The sequence below is a fragment of the Mesorhizobium neociceri genome (genome assembly GCF_013520985.1).
Classification (GTDB): Bacteria; Pseudomonadota; Alphaproteobacteria; order Rhizobiales; family Rhizobiaceae; genus Mesorhizobium; species Mesorhizobium neociceri.
The window spans coordinates 1-20,027 of record NZ_JACDTY010000035.1 but is presented as its reverse complement, the minus strand read 5'-3'; the positions used below and the strand labels follow the sequence as shown (position 1 = coordinate 20,027).

General features: G+C 59.9%; 13 protein-coding genes and 2 pseudogenes. 8 read left to right on the top strand and 7 right to left on the bottom strand.

The genetic code is table 11. From position 1 onward, the window contains the following. Window positions 1-89: 89 nt before the first annotated feature. The 4 genes from H0241_RS33810 to H0241_RS33795 form a co-directional block, all read right to left on the bottom strand. On the bottom strand, window positions 90-995 hold the full coding sequence (locus H0241_RS33810) for an NAD-dependent epimerase/dehydratase family protein (RefSeq protein ID WP_181062053.1): 906 nt from the start codon (window positions 993-995) through the stop codon (window positions 90-92). A 48-nt stretch (window positions 996-1,043) separates the two neighbouring features. Further along, window positions 1,044-2,075 (bottom strand): aldo/keto reductase, encoded by a 1,032-nt coding sequence (locus tag H0241_RS33805; protein ID WP_181062052.1) that lies wholly within the window; start codon window positions 2,073-2,075, stop codon window positions 1,044-1,046. A gap of 212 nt (window positions 2,076-2,287) precedes the next feature. Next, a complete protein-coding gene (gene mgrA / locus H0241_RS33800; RefSeq protein WP_181062051.1) occupies window positions 2,288-3,313 on the bottom strand; it encodes an L-glyceraldehyde 3-phosphate reductase in 1,026 nt (341 codons plus the stop codon). A 172-nt stretch (window positions 3,314-3,485) separates the two neighbouring features. After that, window positions 3,486-4,391, bottom strand: coding sequence for a LysR family transcriptional regulator (locus tag H0241_RS33795; RefSeq protein WP_181062050.1), 906 nt, complete (start codon window positions 4,389-4,391; stop codon window positions 3,486-3,488). Between the two features lie 110 nt (window positions 4,392-4,501). Between H0241_RS33795 and H0241_RS33790 the strand changes: the two genes are divergently transcribed. The 5 genes and pseudogenes from H0241_RS33790 to H0241_RS33770 all read left to right on the top strand — a co-directional run bounded on the left by H0241_RS33790 (window position 4,502) and on the right by H0241_RS33770 (window position 8,099). After that, window positions 4,502-4,822, top strand: a complete 321-nt coding sequence (locus H0241_RS33790; RefSeq protein WP_181062049.1) for a LysR substrate-binding domain-containing protein — start codon at window positions 4,502-4,504, stop codon at window positions 4,820-4,822. Between the two features lie 316 nt (window positions 4,823-5,138). After that, window positions 5,139-5,957, top strand: a complete 819-nt coding sequence (locus H0241_RS33785; RefSeq protein ID WP_181062048.1) for an SDR family NAD(P)-dependent oxidoreductase — start codon at window positions 5,139-5,141, stop codon at window positions 5,955-5,957. A gap of 41 nt (window positions 5,958-5,998) precedes the next feature. Next, window positions 5,999-6,277, top strand: a pseudogene (locus H0241_RS33780) (hypothetical protein); the annotation flags it as partial. A gap of 490 nt (window positions 6,278-6,767) precedes the next feature. Next, window positions 6,768-7,276, top strand: a pseudogene (locus tag H0241_RS33775) (Hsp20/alpha crystallin family protein). Between the two features lie 79 nt (window positions 7,277-7,355). Further along, complete coding sequence (locus tag H0241_RS33770) at window positions 7,356-8,099, top strand: ETC complex I subunit (protein ID WP_181062046.1); 744 nt, start codon at window positions 7,356-7,358, stop codon at window positions 8,097-8,099. A 552-nt stretch (window positions 8,100-8,651) separates the two neighbouring features. Here H0241_RS33770 and H0241_RS33765 read toward each other — a convergent pair. After that, complete coding sequence (locus H0241_RS33765; RefSeq protein WP_181062045.1) at window positions 8,652-10,376, bottom strand: adenylate/guanylate cyclase domain-containing protein; 1,725 nt, start codon at window positions 10,374-10,376, stop codon at window positions 8,652-8,654. A 219-nt stretch (window positions 10,377-10,595) separates the two neighbouring features. Between H0241_RS33765 and H0241_RS33760 the strand changes: the two genes are divergently transcribed. After that, the gene (locus H0241_RS33760; protein WP_181062044.1) at window positions 10,596-11,213 is read left to right on the top strand and encodes a tyrosine-type recombinase/integrase; all 618 of its coding nucleotides are present in this window, start codon (window positions 10,596-10,598) and stop codon (window positions 11,211-11,213) included. Between the two features lie 39 nt (window positions 11,214-11,252). Beyond that, window positions 11,253-11,789 carry an SMU1112c/YaeR family gloxylase I-like metalloprotein gene (gene gloA2, locus H0241_RS33755; RefSeq protein ID WP_235984612.1) on the top strand — a complete coding sequence of 179 codons (537 nt, stop codon included), beginning with the start codon at window positions 11,253-11,255 and terminating at the stop codon, window positions 11,787-11,789. A 327-nt stretch (window positions 11,790-12,116) separates the two neighbouring features. Here gloA2 and H0241_RS33750 read toward each other — a convergent pair whose 3' ends face one another. Next, the gene (locus H0241_RS33750) at window positions 12,117-16,685 is read right to left on the bottom strand and encodes an nSTAND1 domain-containing NTPase (protein ID WP_235984611.1); all 4,569 of its coding nucleotides are present in this window, start codon (window positions 16,683-16,685) and stop codon (window positions 12,117-12,119) included. A 133-nt stretch (window positions 16,686-16,818) separates the two neighbouring features. Continuing rightward, the gene (locus H0241_RS33745) at window positions 16,819-17,967 is read right to left on the bottom strand and encodes a helix-turn-helix transcriptional regulator (protein ID WP_181062042.1); all 1,149 of its coding nucleotides are present in this window, start codon (window positions 17,965-17,967) and stop codon (window positions 16,819-16,821) included. A 601-nt stretch (window positions 17,968-18,568) separates the two neighbouring features. Here H0241_RS33745 and H0241_RS33740 point away from each other — a divergent pair. Then, on the top strand, window positions 18,569-20,027 hold a 1,459-nt coding region (locus H0241_RS33740), incomplete at its 3' end, for a calcium-binding protein (RefSeq protein ID WP_268926463.1).

Genomic DNA, 20,027 nt, shown 5'->3' with positions numbered 1-20,027 from the left:
ACGGCTGTGCTTTGAGTTCTCGGGTGCCGTTTTGCCCCCAAGACGAGCGGAGCGAACGGCCGGTACTCCCGCAGGACGCCAGCGCCACGTCAGACATATTTCCGCCAGTTATGCTCCTCGCGGAATCCGAGTACCTCGCGCGCCTTGCGGTTGGACAGCGGCGCTTCGAATTCGCCCATCGGGCGGGCGACCGGCGCGTCAGGGCACCAGCGCCTCAAGAAGGCCTCGGTCGGCTCATTGGCGGTGATCGTGTCGTTAACGGCGTTGAAGACCTGGAAACCGAGCCCGTCCCTACGGACGCAAAGATCGACGATCTGACCCAGGTCGCGTGCGTCGATATAGCTCCAGGCATTGCGCTTGCGCGACAACGGATCGGCGACGAAACTCGGGAACCGGTCGTATTCATGCGGCTCGATCACATTGCCGATGCGAAGCGCATACATGTCCGTGCCGAAGCGCATGGCGAAGGCGCGCGCCGTTTTCTCGTTCACCACCTTGGACAGGCCGTAGCTGTCCATCGGGTCGACATCGTAATCCTCCTCCAGGGGAAACTGGTGGAAGTCCTTGTCGCCTTCGGCGAAGCAGACGCCATAGGTCGTCTCACTGGACGCGATGATGATCTTGCGGATGCCGAGCTTTGTCGCCGCCTCGATGACATTGTAGGTCGAAGCGACATTGGCCTGGAAGGTGACGTTGTCGGGGCGCAACAACAGGGCGGGGATGGCGGCAAAATGCACGACAGCATCCACCGGTGCAGGCCCCTTGCCGGTGGTGAGCCCGCTGCTGTCGAAATGCATCGACAGCGCGTTGAAGGCCTGCCCGCTGTCGGTGAGGTCGGTGATCAACGTCCTGACACCGGGATGGGCGAACGGTACCAGATCGAGGTTGAGCACCTCGTGGCCGCGCTCCAGCAAGTAGGGAATAGCATGCCGGCCGGCCTTGCCGGTGCCGCCGGTGAAGATGATGCGCTTACCTGGGGTATCGGATGCGGACATGCTGAGCCTCCTTTGATGTTTATCGATGCGGTTCGCGTGCCGCCAAAGTCAGCGGCCACCCTCGATCTTGCGGTGGCGTTGGCTTATGCCGCCCGTTCCATAGGGATATTCCGACATTTCCGGTTTGCTCGCCGCGTTGAGTTCGGCAATGGTTTCGTCCGTCAGCGTCAGCTTGGCCGCACCGAGATTGTCGGCCAGTTGCTCTCGTGTCCGGGCCCCGAGAATAACCGACGTGACCGCTGGCTGTGCGGCGACCCATGCCAGCGCGACCTGCGCCATGCTTGCCCCAAGCGCTTTTGCGGTATCTTCCACCGCCCCAATCACGTTCCAGGTGATCGGCTTGGCATTGCGAGCGGCGAAGGCTTCCATGCCGCGTTTGGGATTTTCGCCAAGGCGCGTGGCGCCCGCCGGCATCTGGTCGCGCTTGTATTTGCCTGAGAGCCATCCGCCGCCCAGCGGCGACCACGGCAGCAGGCCTATACCGGCGTCGAGCGCGGCCGGCACAAGCTCATGTTCGATGTCGCGGACCAGCAGGCTGTATTGTGGTTGCAGCGTCACGGGTTGCGTGTAGCCATTGGCTTTGGCCAGCCACGCCGCCTTGGTCAGGTGCCAACCCAGGAAGTTGGAGAGCCCGTAATAGGCGATCTTGCCGTTGCGGATCGAGTCATCGAGAAAGCGCAGCGTCTCCTCCAGCGGCGTCAGCGCATCCCAGGCGTGCATCTGGTAAAGATCAACCTGCTCGACGCCCAGGCGCTTGAGCGAGGCATCGAGCGCTGCCCCAAGATGCTTGCGCGACAGCCCGAGATCATTCGGTCCTGCGCCCATGGGGAAACGACCCTTGGTGGCGATCACCAGCTTCTTGGCGATTCCTGGCTTGCTCTTGAGCCAGCGGCCGATGATTTCCTCTGATACGCCGGCGCTGTAGACGTCGGCCGTATCGATGAAATTGCCGCCGGCCTCGACATAATCATCCATAAGCGCGAACGATGTAGCTTCGTCGGACTCGTGTCCAAAAGTCATGGTGCCGAGGCAATAGGCCGAGACGACGGCGCCGCTATTGCCGAGCTTTCGATAGTCCATGTTCTTGCTCCTTCAGGGATCTCGATCGGGCCTGTTGCGTTGCGGGCCCGATGCAATCGCCTTCTTGCCATTGGTGGCTGCCCAGGTATCACTGCGAGCGCAGTGCCAATTGATGCGCCGGTGATGCGAACTGCTTTGCGGCAAAGATCCGGTATTGCCAATGTTGTTTGTGCAATGTCGTCATCATCGCACAATGCGCACCATCCGACCGTTCAGGCTGCCTTTGATTGAGCTCGCCAGAGGTCGATCCCGCCCTCGGTTGCGTACCTGTCGATTTTGTGGAGTTCCTCGGTATTGAATTCGAGATTCCCTAAAGCGCCGAGGGAATCATCGAGTTGGGCCACGTTGCGCGCGCCTACCAGCGCGCTCGTTATGCGCGAATCTCTCAAGGTCCACGCGATCGCCATCTGGGCAAGTGTCTGCCCACGGTCGCTTGCGATCGCGTTCAATCCGCGGACTCGCTCTATGTTTGCATCACTCAGCAACTTTGTGTCGAACGAGCCGCCACGCGCTGCACGCGCGCCGTCCGGGACGCCATTCAGATACTTTGATGTCAACAAGCCCTGAGCCAACGGCGAAAATGCGATACAGCCGGCACCAAGTTCTCCCAGCGTATCGAGCAATCCATCCTCAATCCAGCGGTTCAGCATGGAGTAGGAGGGTTGGTGGATAAGCAGGGGAATTCCTTCCACGCGCAGGGCGCGCTCGGCTTCCCGAGTCCGATCTGGCCCATAAGATGAAATCCCGACGTAGAGCGCCTTGCCTTGCCGCACCATCTGCACGAGCGCGGCGATGGTTTCCTCGAGCGGAACATCCAATGTCGGGCGGTGGGAATAGAAGATATCGACATATTCGACACCCATTCGCTTCAGGCTCTGTTCGAGTGATGCAAGCAGGTGCTTGCGGGATCCACCCGACCCATAAGGACCCGGCCACATATCCCAACCGGCTTTCGAGGAGATGATCATCTCGTCGCGGTGGCTCGAAAAGTCCTTTTTGAGGACCTGTCCGAAATTCTCTTCCGCCGACCCGTAAGGCGGGCCATAATTGTTCGCCAGGTCGAAATGAGTGACTCCCTTGTCGAAGGCACGCCGGATCACCGAGCGGCCGGTCTCGAAGACATCTTGACCACCGAAGTTCTGCCACAGGCCCAACGAAATCGGCGGGAGCTTCAGCCCCGACCGACCACAGCGGCGGTAGGCAATCGCATCGTATCTCTTCGCATCTGCAACGTACATTCAAGCCTCGTATCTGCATTGCATGCGCCATTTCGGCCGATCGGCCGCACAGCATTCGAGAGATTGAATAACATCGTCGATCAATGAATCAATGGGTGAGAGGTAATCAGATCAGTGATCTGCGCTCATCGATGGCCATTTGATAGTCACCCATGGCCGACCTCCGCAAAGTTCATTTCAGCGGATTGATATCGCGTATCACCTGAATGAGGGCACTGATCCCGAGGGGCAGTTGCCGGCGACTCGAATAGTACATGGACAATGGCGGGCCGATTGAAGACCATTGCGGCAGTGCGACTTCCAGCCGCCCTGCTGCAAGGTGAGGACTAGCGAGCTTTTCCAGGCAATAAAACAGACCAATACCGTCGATCGCAGCATTGATGGCGAAAGCAGACTCACTTGAGATGAGTGAGCCAGGAACGTCGATCTCGCGCCGATCGTCGCCCTGCTCGAATTCCCATTTGTAAATCTGCCCTCGCCCTGTGCGGATGCGGATACATTGATGGGAATGAAGATCGTCAGGCAATTCCGGCCGACCGTGGCGCTCGAAGTAAGCCGGTGCACCGACGACCACCCATTTAAGCGGTGGCGTCAATGGAATGGCGATCATGTCCTCCGGTATCGTTCCACCATATCTGAGACCAGCGTCGAAGCCTTCCGCTGTAACGTCGACGAAGTGATCGTCGACCGCAATCTCCAATTCGATGTTTGGGAAGCGCTGCAGGAAGATCGGCAATGCCGGGCGCAGGAGTAAAGTCGAAGCATCGCGCAGTACATTCAACCGCACACTACCGGCGGTCCCTTCGTGGTGCCCGTGCAGTTCTTCCAGGCCGGAATTGATAAGATCGAGGCCAGCACTCACTTTTTCGGCCAGCGCGCTTCCTGCCACTGTTGGAGCAACACTTCGGCTTGTACGGTTTAGCAGCCTTACACCAAGTCGCTCTTCAAGCGCTTTCACTCGGTGGCTGAGTGCTGATGCGGTTACGCCGAGATTGTCCGCAGCCTTTCTAAAACTGCGATACTGTACGATGAGCAGGAATATCGAAAGGTCGTACACTTCAGCGCGACTGAGCGACATAAGAACTCCCAATATCTAGATCGCCCATAGCCTGGGCGTTGGTGCAGAGATAAAAACTCACCGATATGGCATTAGGCAGACGACATCTAAATCCTCACGATTGATCCACCATGCCACAGAAAAATAACCCCGCCACCGCCAGATGTGTCGAGCTCACGAGGGCGCTGAATCATGCTATGGCCGGCCGTGGTGCTCTCCGCGTTGAAAGACGAACCATTCGTCGATTTCGGTCGGATTGGGGGACGCGGAAACTCGTCGGCCGCGCCTTTTTGGAGATTGGTATCGAGCGTCGCACAGTCTTCGAGGTCAGCGACCTTGAAACGCTCCTGGAACTGGTTGCCCGCGATCCGGCGATAGCCCTTGTTCCGGAAGCCATCGCCGAAGCACGGCCTGCACGTTCAGCACGCACAAACAGAACTCTGCTGTCGTAGGCTACGCGGTGATGGCCCAAGTCATTGGCTTCCAGATCACGCGCCGAGGGCCTTTCTGGAACTCTTGGCGAACACAAGGAGACCTGACAACAGTTTTCAACCAATAGAGGCCCCCATGGCTTCAAAAAACTGCCGGATATGGCACATCCCGCTGCCAGGGAGAACTCGCTCCTGCTCATGTCCAATCCTCGACCCGCTGTGGCACTGACGCTGAATTGAATAGCGAAGCATATCCCTGCTTCGGTCCACCGTTTCTCAGCGGAATGGATCAGAGATGCCGCAATGCGCGCATCTGCATCGTCTTCAGGGAGGTACCATGCGCTTTAAAGGCAAAGACGTTCTCGTGACCGGCGGGAATTCAGGGATAGGCCGTGGGATCGTCCACTATTTCCTGAAAGAGGGAGCCAGGGTGGCGTTCGCAGGCCGCGATCGCGAAAAGGGCCGCGCCGTTGAAGCGGAAGCAAAGGCGATCGAAGGTGAAGCCCGCTTTTTCCACTGCGATCTGTCGGAGGAACATCAAGTCGAGGACCTGATCGGCCAGACCGGCCAATGGGGGCGGCTGGCAGTTGTTGTCAACAATGCCGGCGCCGGTTCGCGCCGGAGCGGGATTGAACTCGGCGATCGCCCGGGAGCAAGATGGGACAAGATGCGCGGCGCCAACCTGGATTCCACCTACTTTGTATCCTCTTACGCCTTGCCGTTGCTGCGGGATTTCGGCGGAGGTGCGATTGTCAACATATCGTCCACGGCCACGTTGCACGGCAACTGGGGCCTGTACTGCGTCGCCAAGGCGGCCGTCGAAGCGCTCACGCGATCGCTGGCAGTCGAGGGGGTTCCACATCGGATCAGGGCGAACTGCGTCAGCCCGGGCTGGATTGCCACCGAAACCGATGTAGCGGCGCCAGCGTCTGGTGCCGGCGACTGGACGGTGCCGCCAAGCGCGTTCGGCCGGATGGGCACGCCGGCAGAAATTGCTGCGGCCGTCGCGTTCCTGGCGAGCGATGAGGCTTCGTTTATCACGGGACAAACCTTGGTCGCCGACGGGGGCCTATCGATCCTGGATTACACCTCGCTGTCGCTTCTCGAGCAGCGCGGCTCAGTGCTGTTCTCCGGCATGGTGGGCGACACTCCGTGAAGCAGGTCTCGAACCGACCCGAAGATCGCACATCTGAAGCCTTCACGCGCCTGACAAACGGCTTTTCCAAGAAGGTTGAGGCTCACGCCAACGCGGTCACGTTGCACTTCATGCACTATTTTGCCCGCATCCATGCGACGTTGCGCATGACTCCGGCGATGGGTGCTGGCGTGACCGGCAAGCTTTGGGAGATTGGCGATATCGTGGCGCTTATCGAAGCGAAGGAAGCCGAGAGGCCGATGACGCGCGGCGACTGCTGGCTAACTTCCGCAATCCCCCCGGAGATGAGAGTTAGACTTTCACGAAGAGACTTCTCGTGAAGCAGGCCGAAAAACTCTGGACGCAGACCATCTCCACGTCTTGCAGCTATCTCATGGAATCCTAACAATCCAAACATCGGTCATTCTCCCATTGGCATATGCGGGATTCTGACCGTTGGTCGATAGGGCCGCCACCCGTTTCCTGCTTGGCTTTACAGAGGTAACTAACGCCCGCATCGGCGCATCCCTGCGAACCGAAGATGGCCGGCGCCGGTAGTTGGGAGCGCTGTTGCCTGAGAGGCGCCGGCCAGGCGGGGATTGGGATTCCCACCGAGAGCAGATTATCTGAGTCGCGACGTTCGGGCAGTCGCTCCCCTAAGCAAAGGTGATTGGGAGCTGACTGGATCGCATTCCTCTTGAAACGCCGAAAATCGAATCTAGATATTTTGCCGCCGATCGCCCGTTGCGGGACCGGCAAGTCCAGGGGGTGCCGGCACTTCGGCGCCTCTTGGTATCCTTGTTGCTCAATGGAGAAAGAGGAGAAAATATCATGAGCGTACGTGATCTCATTCCTTGGGGCCGCAGCAGCAATCGGGCCCCGAGAGTATTCCGGGATGCCGAACAGAACCCGTTTCTCGCACTTCATCGTCAGGTGAACCGGCTGTTCGATGACGTCTTCAATGAATTCGAGGCGCCGACGCCCTTTCGGCCGCCTGTCCTGGTCGGCAAATTGGCCGAACGTGGAGATTTCGGAGACTGACAATGAACTGCGCGTCATCGCCGAGGTGCCGGGGCTCGAGGAGAAGGACATCGAAGTTCTGCTCGACGAGGGCGTACTGACGCTGCGCGGCGAGAAGAAATCAGAGACCGAGGACAAGGAGCGCCAGTTCTCGGAGCGCTTCTACGGCTCGCTTCGAGCGCCGCATTCCCCTCGGCTATGAAATCGAGGAGGATAAGGTGAACGCCGCCTTCAAGAACGGCGTGCTCACCGTGACGCTGCCGAAGAGCGCGAAAGCGCAGGCCAAGGCCAAGCGCATCCTCGTCAACGGCAAAAGTTGAGAGACCTAAAGAACCTTCAGGTTGCCGGGCGCGTTCAGAGCGGCGCGCCCGGCGCCATCCTTCGCCAACCGGGTGAGCCATGGAGACCATCACTACCACCGACAACAACCTGCCGGCAGCCGCAAACGGCAATCGCCGGCCTGCATTGACCTTTGGCCAATCCATTTTTCCGCCGGACGCCGTGGCGCGCATTTTTCGGCCGAGCCGGTCGGTCATGACCTCCGGACGGGCTCGGACAAAGGGCTGGCGTCTCGCCTTCGAACGCCGCACGCCGCCCTTTATCGAACCGCTGATGGGTTGGACCGGCGGCGACGACACGTTGACCCAGGTCGAGCTGAATTTCCCGACGCTTGAGGCAGCGATCGCCTATGCCGAACGGCAAGGACTCGCTTATGTCGTCGACAGACTGTCCGAGAAACAAGAACGCGCCGAACCGCGGAGCGCCAACGATCAGGCCTTCCAGGATGTTCTGTCCGCCTATCTTTCTCTGGCCTGGCTCCAGACGCAGTATGGGCGCGGCGGACCATCGGCGCTGATCGATCTCGAACGCGCGCTCGTCGATCCGGCTTCCGTTTTCCACTCGCCTGCCGACGTCGTCGCCGATCCGGCCCTCACGCTCCAGAACAAGAGCGATACTCTGAAGCGCTGGGCCTGGGATGAATATCTCTGGGATCTGGCGACCGCAGAGGGGATGCCGGAGGGCGAACGGCCTTCGCGCCTCCACGAAGTGGAATTGGCGCTCCTCGCACTTGAGGAAAAATCAGGCGAGGAGCTCGTCGTCACGACAGTGCCGGACGCCATCGGCACGCGACACGCTGCTTGAGACAGAAGCTCATGGAAGCACCGTTCTCCGTCGATTCATCCATCCGATAGAGGACGGTCCCGCCGACTTTTCCATAGGCAGGCTCGCCCCCGGGGAGCGAAGCTTCTCCAGGGTGCGACAGGAAAGGTTGAGATAAAGCGCCGCCTCCGTGTCTGCCGCGCCAATTTTCCACCACTCCAGAACAAAACTGGGAACCGGGCAGTTTCTCACCGGAGGCAGGGGAGCACTCAAGGGACGCCCGGGTTCCGCTTAGCGACCGGCTGCTTTGCGCAGCATGTCGGCCATAGAGGCGAACTTTGCCTCCGCTCGGAAGCAGACATTGCAGTTGACCACTCTGGATGCCGCAGTTGCGCCATCTTTGGGCATTCACGATACGAACGCGAAACGCCGCATTCGTCTGCCACTCCGCGCGTAGCCTACGGCGGGGGCAAGAGGCGCGGTGTTCCGCAACCTCAAGGGACGAACTATCGTTTGCGACCGCGAAGCCATCCGCATGCGTTCCGGTGAACTCGCCGCGTGGTGTAAATTTTCAATGTCCCATTGGCGGCCTACTTACTCCGGCAATCCGGCGTTGCGCAGGCCATCGAGCAGAGGTTTGAGCGCATCTCGGTGAGCATAAGGATTCACAGCGATCAGTTCCCGCGATGAGATGCTGGGTCTAAGTTCGCGAGCTTTCGCCAGCGCATGCGCAGCGAGAGCGGCATGGCCGAGATGGTCATGGGCGGCCGCCAGTGTGAGCCAAGCGGGGTGATCCTTTTTTGGCATGTTGTCCAAGGCCGCTACGACTTCGCCATATCTCCTCAGTTCCAACAAAATTTTGGCGCGAATTACCCAGAACCAGTGCGGTGGAAACGGGGTTCTCTTCAGCGCGTCGTCGATTGAAGCCAGAGCCTCCTCCGGCCGGCCGGCGTATCGCAACCAATTCGCTCGGTCCGCGCGAATTTGCGCATCGGCCGGATTGAGAGCGACGGCGCGGTCGAAATGGACGCCGGCCCGTTCGTATTCGCGGAGCCACACCATGACCATGCCGTTGGCGTGGTGGACCGTCGGATCGTTGCTGTCCAACTCCATGGCTCTTTGTGCGGCAAGTGACGCTTCGTGCAGCGTTCGTGGATCTGTGTCGAACCAGTAGCGGCCGAGGAGAGCGATCGCCAGCCAGGCGTGAGCGTGCGCAAAATCGGGATCGATCGCCGTCGCGCGGGAAAAAAGCGGAACGGCCTCCTTCTCCATGTTGGCGTCGGCCAGCTCCCGGCCCTGCAGGAAAAAGTCATAGGCCGTCCAGCTCGACGTTGGCCGCCTGCGCACCTGAAGAGCAGCAGCGGCCACCATTCGCCCCTCGAGCGTCGTCACGATTGCTGCCACGACTTCGTCCTGCACAGCAAAAATGTCGTGGCATTCGCGATCATACCGCTCCGCCCAGACGTGGTTGCCTGTCCTTGCGTCGATCAACTGTGCAGTAATGCGAATCCGCTCGCCCGCCTTCCGCACACTACCTTCGATGACGTAGTTCGCGCCCAGATCGCGAGCGGCCTGCATTGGGTTGATGCCCATCCTGGCAAGATGGAACGAAGCGTGACGCGCCGCGACGGTAAGATTTCTGAACCGCGACAACTCGGTGGTGATGTCCTCCGTGATGCCGTCCGAAAGGTATTGTTGACTGGGATCGCCGCTCAGATTGTCGAATGGCAAAACGGCAATGGAGGGCCTGGCAGCAGACGTCGTTGCGGCCCGCCCGCCCACTCGACCAGTACTCGTTTCCACACGGTAAACCCGCACCGGTCTGACGATATTCTTGAGCGCCACCTCGCCCATGTCCTCGAAGGCAGCGTTGCCTTTGCCTCGCAATTCCTCATGAACCTTAGCCGAGACGCAGACCCCGCCTGGCTCTGCCAAGGCTTCGAGGCGAGCCGCAACGTTCACACCGTCGCCATAGATGTCCGAGCCCTCACCGATCACGTCGCCCAGATTGATGCCGATACGCAGCAATATGCGGCGGTGCTCGGTGACGGATTGGTTGGCCTCCGCCATTTTGGCCTGTAGTTCGACTGCAGCCTCGACCGCGTTCACCGCGCTGGTGAACTCCATCAGCACGCCGTCGCCCATAAGCTTGACGATCCGCCCGCCGCGATCGCGAACGATCGGCTCCAGGATCGCCTTGCGCCGCTCCTTCAGTGCCGCCAGCGTACCCGCCTCATCCGCCTCCATCATTCGGCTGTAGCCTACCACGTCGGCCACAGCGATGGCGGCAAGACGGCGCTTGGCGCATTCATCAGCCATTAAGTGATCGCCTCATTGGTTGGACCGATGGTATTTGCGCCGCACGGAGGAGTCCATCGTGGCCAGCAACGAGAACGGCTACCTAGGTGGAATGATGGTCTCCTACCCTTTCGGGACATTGAGCATGGAGACCACCGCCGCTTTGCGCTCACAAACCGCCAGCAAACCCGCAATGAATCTGTTTTTCCTTCCGGCCGTGGTGGCCGAAGGAGAAACGTCATGGGACTTTCACAGTACGATCCAGGAGCGCATGAGCAATGCGCTTGGAACGCAGGAAGGAAGGTCGGAGCGAAACGAGCACTGAAACCGAGACAGGTATGGGCCATCCGCTTTTTCTTGGATCGCGAAGCTCGGCTACGTGATCGCGCCCTCTTCGATCTCGCAATCGACAGCAAACTGCGTGGTCGCGATCTCGGCACGTTGGCCGTCGGTCCCGAAATACGCACGCGTGCAATGGTTGTGCAGCAAAAAACAGGTCGGCCTGTTCAGTTTGAGCTTATGACTGACGCCCGTGCCAGTTTGCTCGCATGGCTTGAGCGGCGTGGTGGAACTATCGACGACTATGCCTTCCCAAGCAGGATTGATCGTTCGGTCCCAATGAGTACGAGGCAGTACGCCCGACTGGTTGACGAATGGGTTTCGGCGATCGGTCTGCGGCGTGAAGAATACGGCACACATTCGCTCCGACGAACCAAGGCATCAATCATCTACAAGGCAACAGGCAACCTCGGGGCGGTTCAGATCCTGCTTGGCCACACCAAGATCGAGAATACGGTTCGATATCTCGGTGTGGAAGTCGAGGACGAGCTCACGCTAGCCGAGGGAACTGAGACATGAACATGGTGGCCTCTCTTGTCCGCCGAGAGGCCACCATTTTTGAAACGCTACCGCCCAATTATGGGGCTGGGTTTGGGCGCCTATCGCGAGGCCAGCCGAAATACGGACTTGTTTGCGCTCTGGCGGCAACATCATGCCGCATACCCGATGGTGACCTTGGCCTTAAATCCCAGCTTGGCTAAAGTTCGTGGCATGCTGAACGCCATTCACCACGTCGCGCTCATCTGCACTGACTACGAGCGGTCGCGACGGTTCTACGTCGAACTCCTCGGTCTCGATCTGATCCGGGAGGTCTATCGGGAAGAGCGGCAGTCATGGAAGGCGGATCTGCGGATCGGCTCGGTCCAGCTGGAATTGTTCTCCTTGCCTGCACCAGCGATGCGGCCGTCCCATCCAGAGGCGACAGGCCTGAGACATCTGGCATTTGCCGTGACGAATCTTGATCCCGTAATTATGCGCCTGGAAGCCGCCGGCGTCGCCGTTGAGCCGATCCGGATCGACCCATATACAGACCAACGGTTTACCTTTTTCAGCGACCCAGATGGATTGCCGTTGGAACTCTACGAAGCCCCATAAGGAACGGTTCGCTTTCGCGACCACGGAGGTGGGAACGGCAGTCGGCAGATAAATCCGCCGACTCCGGTGCGTCACCGGGCTCCTTGCCACGGGCGAAGAGGCAGACCGCTCTGCGCCTAATATCCGACATTGCGGCGACTGTTGCCACTGCCTGATAGCAGACATTGGTGGCGACCATTCTCGAGGTCGCGGCTACGCCAAATGCAGTCGGCTGCGAACGGCTCAATGATGATCGCTATGAGATCCAATACGCGCCTTTGAGACTACGGCGATGGGCCAGAGCGCGGCCGTCGAGGTAACGCTACCAGCCATGAGCGTTGGGCGACATCAGCTTGGACAATCGCTAACGTTGCCTTCGACGGGAAGGAAGAAGCGACGCCGTTCGCACGCGGTCAGTTCGCGTGGAACGGTTTGCTTCGCGAAATCGATGAGTTCCTGGGGTGTCGGAGAAACGCGAATGACTCGAGGATCTCGCTTAAAGGACACGATCACGACCCTGGTTCCATCCGAATTAAAGGCCGCCCGCGTCAGTGCTGGCCGCTTGTTCTCCTCGTCCGGACTGAAAAGTACCGCCATCTGGCGCCCCGATTGAACTGCCCAGAGACGGACTGTGCGATCCTCGAATGAGGCCGTCACGACATAAAGGCCATTGGCACTGAGTTGCGCACTATTCACTCCGCCGCTGTGCCCCCTGAGAACTGTTCTTTCCGTTCCGTCCGGAACGCCCCAGATTCGCACCGTGCCGTCGCGTGAGGCTGTCAGCGCGGACAGCCCGTCCTGGCTGAAGGACACTGTCGTCAGCTCATCGCTGTGCCCTTTCAGTATCGCGACAGTGCTTCCGTCCTTGACCGACCAGATCCGCGCCGTGTGGTCGAGCGAAGCTGTGGCAACCAGTTGGCCATCCGGACTGAATGCGGCCCCTGTGATTGGACGCTCATGCCCGACCAGTTTCTTCAGTTCGGTCCCGTCGGGTTTCACCAAGTGTCCCGCGCTGCCGGTCGCAGCAAAGACGAGATTGCCATCTCGGTTGAAAACAACCTGCGGTAGCGTCTCGCTCGTAGCGATCGTTGCGACTTCGGCGCCACTCGCCGCATCCCACAACCGGGCAAAACCGCGGCCCGAACCGGCCGCCAAAAGGTCTCCCGCCGGGCTGAACTGAATATGACGTAGCCCAATGGGCGATTTGATTTCCGCGAGCTGGCGTTTGCTCGCCACGTCCCAGACCAAAACTCGGCCTGCGAGAGATACAGTTGCGACCCGAGTTCCGTCGGGGCTGTATGTCGCACCGTGGACGATCTCGCCTGTGTCGAACTTGGCAATCTCGCGTTCGGTCGTGACATCCCAAAGGTGAACTTTGGCGTCCCCGCCACCAGTCAGAAGATGCACACTGTCAGGACTGAACACCGCAAAGGTTGGCGGATGCTCGTGCCGTAGATCGGTCGTCAGAATTCCGTTCATTTCCCAGAGCCGGGCGGTCCCATCGTGCGACGCCGTGAGAAGTATATTGCTGTCGACCGGATCGAACTCAAGATGCTCGATCAAGGCATCATGGCCGGTAATGGTCGTGAATAGCGACGCTCGACCGACATCCCAGATGCGTATCGGACCGTCGATGGAAGCGGTGGCCAAGAGGCGATCGTCGGGGCTGAAAGCGCTGTTCATTTCCTTGTCGGGGTCATAGTGACCTCTGTCAGTCAGATTCAAGTTCGGGGTCTCTTGGCCGAGCACGTCAAGCAAGATCCCCGACTTGCCGTCCCAGATCCGCGCGCTGCCATCGAGCGAGACTGTTGCAATCCGGCGGCCGTCGTGACTGAAGATGACACCCTGCAGTTGGGTGTCGCTCTTGTGGCCGGCCAGACTGGCGATCTCGGTTCCATTCCCTGCGTCCCAAAGAGCGGGGGAACTGTGATGTGCGATCCACGAGCCTAACAGCAGTCGGCTTCCGTCCGGGCTGAATGTCAGCGTGGATGGCGTATTGTCAACGTTCCATTCATGGATCAAAGCGCCATCCGCGGCATTCCAGACGAAAACCTTCCTATGTCGCGAGGTCGCAAAGCTGCGACCATCCGGGTTGAAGTCGGCCAACGCATCTCCTCCAACCTCATTGGTGGCGGGGCCGGTTTTGGCTACGAAACTCAGAAGTTTCACTCCCGTCCGGGCATCCCAGAGTAACGCCTGACTGTTTCCTCCGGCGGTGAGCACCCGCTCGCCGCTCGGATCGAACATAGCCGTTGGAAAATCGCCGACTGGCTCAAGCACAGCACGCTGCGCACCAGAATCAGCATCCCAGATCCTCGCGGTGCCGTCCCGTGCGGCCGTGATGACCAAGCGTCCGTCCGGACTAAATTCGGCTCTCTCCACGGGTCCCCCATGGCCCTTCAAGACGGCAATCTCGGTACCTTTCGAGGCATCCCAAATGCGCGCGGTCCTGTCGTAGGATGCAGTGACAATGCGATCGCCGGTCCGATTGAAGGCTGCCTGCGTCACTCCGGCGTCGTGTTTGAAGACCGCTGTCTGGCGGTGCGCCAACAGAGCGTTGAAAAGTGCGGCCTCTGCTTCAAACAGATACGGCCGCACAGGCCCCGATCCACTCTTCGGCAACGCCTCTACCGCCAACAGGATCGCGGTCTCCGTATCGCCGCTCGCCGCGGTTTGCTGCGAAAGGAACGAAAGCGAAAGAGACTGGTTGCTGAGCGCCTGGTCGCGCGCCGCGAGGGCTTCCTTTTCAGCCGACCTCGCCTTGTCCGCGCTCTGTTCCGCCAACTCCGCTTGCCGGGTAGCTTCCTGTTGTCCTTTGAACCCGAGGAACGCGCCCACGCCAGCCAAGAGAGCCAACGCCGTCGCCACGATCGCGGCATAGCGCGTGCGTCGAGCGAGCCGGCTCGCCGCCGCGGCCGCAAGGCTGCGGCGTTCGGCCTCGCGCTCTAGGCGTTCGCGCTTTGCTGCTTCGGCGGCCTCAATCAGTGCCCGCTCCGCCTGCCGGTCCTTCTCCTCTCTCTCATTCTGGGCACGCGAAGACGCCTCGATGTATTCGATGACTTGGTGGTCAACTTCTTCTCGTCTCGACAGCAGCAGTTCCTCGCCTTCGGCGAGACGCTTGCCGTATGGCAAGAGAAGTTCCTGATTCCTGTTATCAGAATGCCATCGTTGGGCGTCAGCCATGAGCCGAGCCCGTGTCTCAAGGAAGCTCCGGTTTGCGTTGACAATGTCGCCAGCGCGCGGCCACCGGCTCAACAAGGCTTCGTGCGCCACGCGAGTAAAGACGTGGCCTGCGGCATCCTCGTCGCTGACGAGCAGGCGAGCTGCAATCAACGCCTCAATGAGAACCAATCGTTGAGGTGTGCCTGTGACTTGGGCGCGCAAGGCCGGACGTGCTGCAACTGCTCCATCACCCGGGCGCACCGTGGTAAGGGCACGCAACACGACTGGCAGCTCCTCCTGGATGTCCGGCGGGAGCGCGTCGACGACTTCGTCGGCACGGCGCGCGATCGCCCCTTCGAGACCGCCTAGGGCCCGATACGCAGCAAAAGTGAGGACCCGGCGCTCTCGCCCCGCCTCGTACAGAGCGTCGAGCACAAATTCGAGAAGCGGCAAGGATCCGGGATCGGCTGCTGCCGCATCCTGCAACACATCGTCGAGCCGTCCTCGATCGGCACTCTCGCCAAAGCGGAGCCCGGCTGCGCGGGCCGGCTCGCGGATAATCTCGGCGATCTCAGGGCCGGATGGCGGCAAGAGCTCGTAGCTGCCGAGCCCATCCTTCAGCCCCGAGAAACCGGGGACTTCGCCGCAACGGTGAAAGAAATCCGATCGGATCGTCGCAATCACCCAAGCCAGTCCACTGCCAGCGAGTGCCGCGAGGAGCCGCACCAGCACTTCGCGCGACGGCGGGTCCTTTTCCGTCGTGAACAACTCCTCCATCTGATCGAGGGCAACTATCAGACGCAGCTTAGTAGGGACCGAACCCGCTGCGGCAGCAGCTTTGGCGTGGGCCTGGCGTATGAGCGCCAGAGCTCGATCAGGCGAACTCCGACAGAGTTGAGCCAACGCTGCCGGTTCACACGCAAGCTCAGGGAAGGCGCCTTCGGCTAGTAGCCCCGCAGTCAGTGATGTGACCGGATCAGGACCCTCCGACGGGCGAACCAGACAGCGGCGCCAAAAATCGATGCCTGCCACTGCGCCCGGCCGAGTGATGAAAGGCAGCAGCCCTGCTCGGAGGAGCGAGGACTTGCCGGAGCCACTCATGCCATAAATGAGCAGGAATGCCTTGCCTTTGGCAGCCTGCTGCTCAAGGCGCTCAATGCAGTCGGCAATCGCGTGGGTTCGGCCGAAGAAAAGGTCAGCGTTTTCGAACTCGAAGGGCTTGAGGCCTCGAAAGGGCGACGTGACCTGCTCCTCCGAGACGAGCGGCACGCGATAAGCGTGTACAGGCCGGGCGATGTTCTTCACCTTGTGCTCGCCAAGATCGACGAATTCCAGCGAGAGCCTGTCACGGGCCTGTGCGTAGACCGCTTCCGAAATGATCATTCCACCCGGTTGTGACAGCGCTTCCAGACGGGCAGCAACGTTCACGCCGTCGCCCATGAGATTGTCGCCCTCTACAACGACGTCGCCGAGATTTATGCCTATGCGAAAGCGCAGCCGGCTCGCCTCGGAAAGCTCAGCATTCTGTTTGTCGACTTCGAGTTGGATTTCGGTAGCGCACCGAACCGCTTGGACTGGGCTCGCAAACTCGGCGATGACGCTGTCTCCAGCGCTCCCGAATACCCGCCCCTCATGTTGCTCGATCAGCCGGTCGATGATTTGACGATGGGCCCGCAGGGTCGCAAGCGTCCCTTCCTCGTCTCTGCTTGCCAGTCGGCTGTAGCCAACTGCGTCGGCAGCGAGGATGGTAGCCATTCTGCGATGAACGCGATCCTGGGTCATTACCTTCCGGCGATCTCGCAGCATCCTAATGGAAATGGCGCCAAAAGAGGAGAGAGGCACCGTTGGTGCGCGGGCCGTCAACAAATGGCTTTTCTGACATTCAGTCTCACATGAAGACTACGCTCAGCATCGCCACAAGCTGGCCTTGTCGATGCGTTCCGGTCTTGTGGAATATCGATTTCACCCGGTCGCGAGCGGTTTCAAGTTTTATGCCGAGAATGCCGGCTGTCTCCGCTAGGGAATCCCCTTTGGCCAACCGCTCGCAAAACATGATTTCGGAGCGGGTCAGGCCGTACTGGAGGCCAAGTGCCGAGAAGTCCCCAGGGCCTCGGCGACGAGCATCGAGATCGCGGATAAGGACAAGAACCATTGGTCTGGTGAGAAAAAGGGGCAGAATGCCGCTTACAGCTGCCGATGCGGGAAGCGGCGCGAGCGAAACTTGCCAGCGGCCATCGATACAGAAAGGAATTTGGCCCAAATTCATGGGCAATCCTTTGGAGAGCGCGGCAATTCCGTTGCGGAAAAGATGGTCTGCGCGGGGATTGGAGAGGCACACGCCGCCGTGGCGGACTGCAGCCACTGAACCTGTGGAAAGCATGTCGACAGCCTGCTGGTTCGCATCGCGGAGACGTCTGTCGCTGTCTATCACCAATGCCGCGCAGCAGGCGCGTTCGACCAAGGCGGCTCCCGCCATAGCATGCTCAGTTCGCTTCCTAAGCAAATGTCCAAGATCGATCGATCTTCGCAGATTGCTTCGTATCCGCCTGAGAACTTCAGCCGCAGCCAAGTCGTAAGAGCCGGCCTTGGAGAGCGGATAGTGCATGGGGAGATGAATGACTTCCCGTGGTCCGCCATCTATTTTTATGCCGACTGCTGCCTCGATGTCTTTCTGCGGACGGAGCCAGTCATTGTAGAATTCGGTATCAGCGAACAAACGCGCCGGGCAATCTTCTTCGGCGACCAGAACCGTTCCGCTCTCGACGGCCTGCCACAACGGTATCCACGGATTTAACCGGGCATAGTGATCTGCATACGATTTCAGATACTCGGGGTCTATGTTGTGGACGGCCTGAAAATTTAGTTTGTTCTCGGCAACATTGTGATTCAGCAGCGAGCACAACGATCCGGGAAATGCTTCCCCCATTGCGCGCGGCACCTCATCCCAGGAAACCACCCCGAACGCGGCGGCATCAATTGCTTCCGCAACCGTGCTACTTATTGAGGCAACACGTTTCTCATCATAGACGCCATCCATTCTCCCGACCCAAACGCTGGGCGACCCTTTCCCATGGGCACGCCTCCCCAAAACCGCACGTACAAATCCCCTAGATGAGCATATTCTAATATACGAAAGTTGTATAGCCGGACTTTTTCAGCCGAGCACAAACCCACGAGGGAATCCGGCAAGGAAAGAGCGCCGTTCGTTTAACAGCAGACTTTGGCTTGCTGGTCTAAATGCGAGATTCGATGCGGTGCTGAAGGTCGCGACGCGTCCCACATCCAGCCAAAGACTTAGCTGCGAAGTTTCAAGATCCCGCCTGCAATCGCCGAGAACAACTGTGAACTAGGCCGACTCCACCCAAATGGGGGTTTCGTAGCACAGCTGAGAGCCGGAATATGCCGATTCAAACGGCAATTTGGCCGGACAACAATGGCGAATGCCAGTTCTGAGCATCGGGATGAGCATCTCCAGCGTCAGCACACTCTGTACACCGGCTTCAGGCGGCTTGGGATCGCCTTCACCCGGACTGAAGAGAAGCGGAAGCGATCCTGCCCTTTTTGGGCAAAGCGCGCTTCGGTCGTTGCACGCGTAGGTTCCCATGAACGATTTCTGACTGCGTTCTGAGGAGGGTGAAATGGCCGACAAGTTCGGAACGAATGGCAACGATATCATCAACGGTACGGCGGACGACGATTTCATCTCTGGCGGCCCCGATGGCGGGGACCCGGCGCTCGAGACCGGTGACGACGAGATAAATGGGGAAGGTGGCAACGACACCATCCTTGGGCTTGGCGGCAACGACACGCTGACTGGTGGCGACGGCAGCGACACAATCGAGGGCGGCGACGGCGAAGACGAACTTTACGGCGGCGCCGGCGATGACACGATGCACGGCGGCGATGGTTCGGACGTGTTCCACGGCGGGGCAGGCAATGACACTTTTGACGGCCAAGGCGATTTCGACGACGTCTGGTATGCTGGTGAGGGTGGCCTGCTGGGGGTTGCCGTCGATCTGGCTGCCGGGACCGCGACGGACACCTTCGGTGACGCCGATACGCTGACCAGCATTTCCGGCATCGCCGGCTCCGATCTCGCGGACACGCTTCTGGGCGATGACGAAGACAACATTATCCGTTCCTTCCGCGGCGACGACATCGTCGACGGACGCGGCGGCAGCGACGAAGCGCACTATACCAATGACCAGAATCTCATCTCTGTGACTGTGAACCTGGCCGCCGGCACGGCGGTGGAGGTCTATGGGGATGGCACGTCCACCGACACACTCATCGGTATTGAGCGGATCCGAGGAAGCCTCGGTGACGATTCACTCACTGGCGACGACGGGGACAACAGAATCCGGGGTATTGCTGGCGACGATTTGATCGATGGCGGCGGCGGCCGCGACATGGCGGATTACAGCCAAGACGCGCGGTACGGCGGCAACCAGGGGGTAACCGTCGATCTGGGCACAGGCAGCGCTGTCGACGGATTCGGCGACACCGACACGTTGACAGGTATTGAAGACGTTCGCGGCACCATGTTTGGCGACATTCTTACCGGCGATGCTGGAGAGAACGAACTCGGGGGCGACGGCGGAGACGACCTTCTCGATGGGAGGGCCGGCGATGACGTACTCGATGGTGGCGGTGGAAGCGACTGGCTGATCGGCGGAAGCGGCAACGATTTGCTGATCGGAGGCGGACAAGACGGTGATGCCGCCGCCTACATCGACGAAGGAGGTGGCGGTGCCGTTACAGTGAACCTGGCCGAGGGAACGGCCACAGACACCTATGGCGACGTCGACACGCTGGTCTCGATTTCGGATGTTTGGGGCAACGATCAGGACGACACCCTCATAGGAAAGAACTCTGGCGAAGGTTATGAGGGCTTCCGGGGAATGGGCGGTAACGACACTATCGTCGGCGGTTCGGGCGATTCGTGGGTCTACTACAATTCAGATGCCGGCCACGGCGGCAGCAGCGGCGTCACCGTGAACCTTTCGGATGAAGCGCAAGGAGGCCAAGCGGCGAACAGCGCGACCGACGGATTCGGCGACACCGATACGCTGGTCAACATCAACAAGGTGCGCGGCA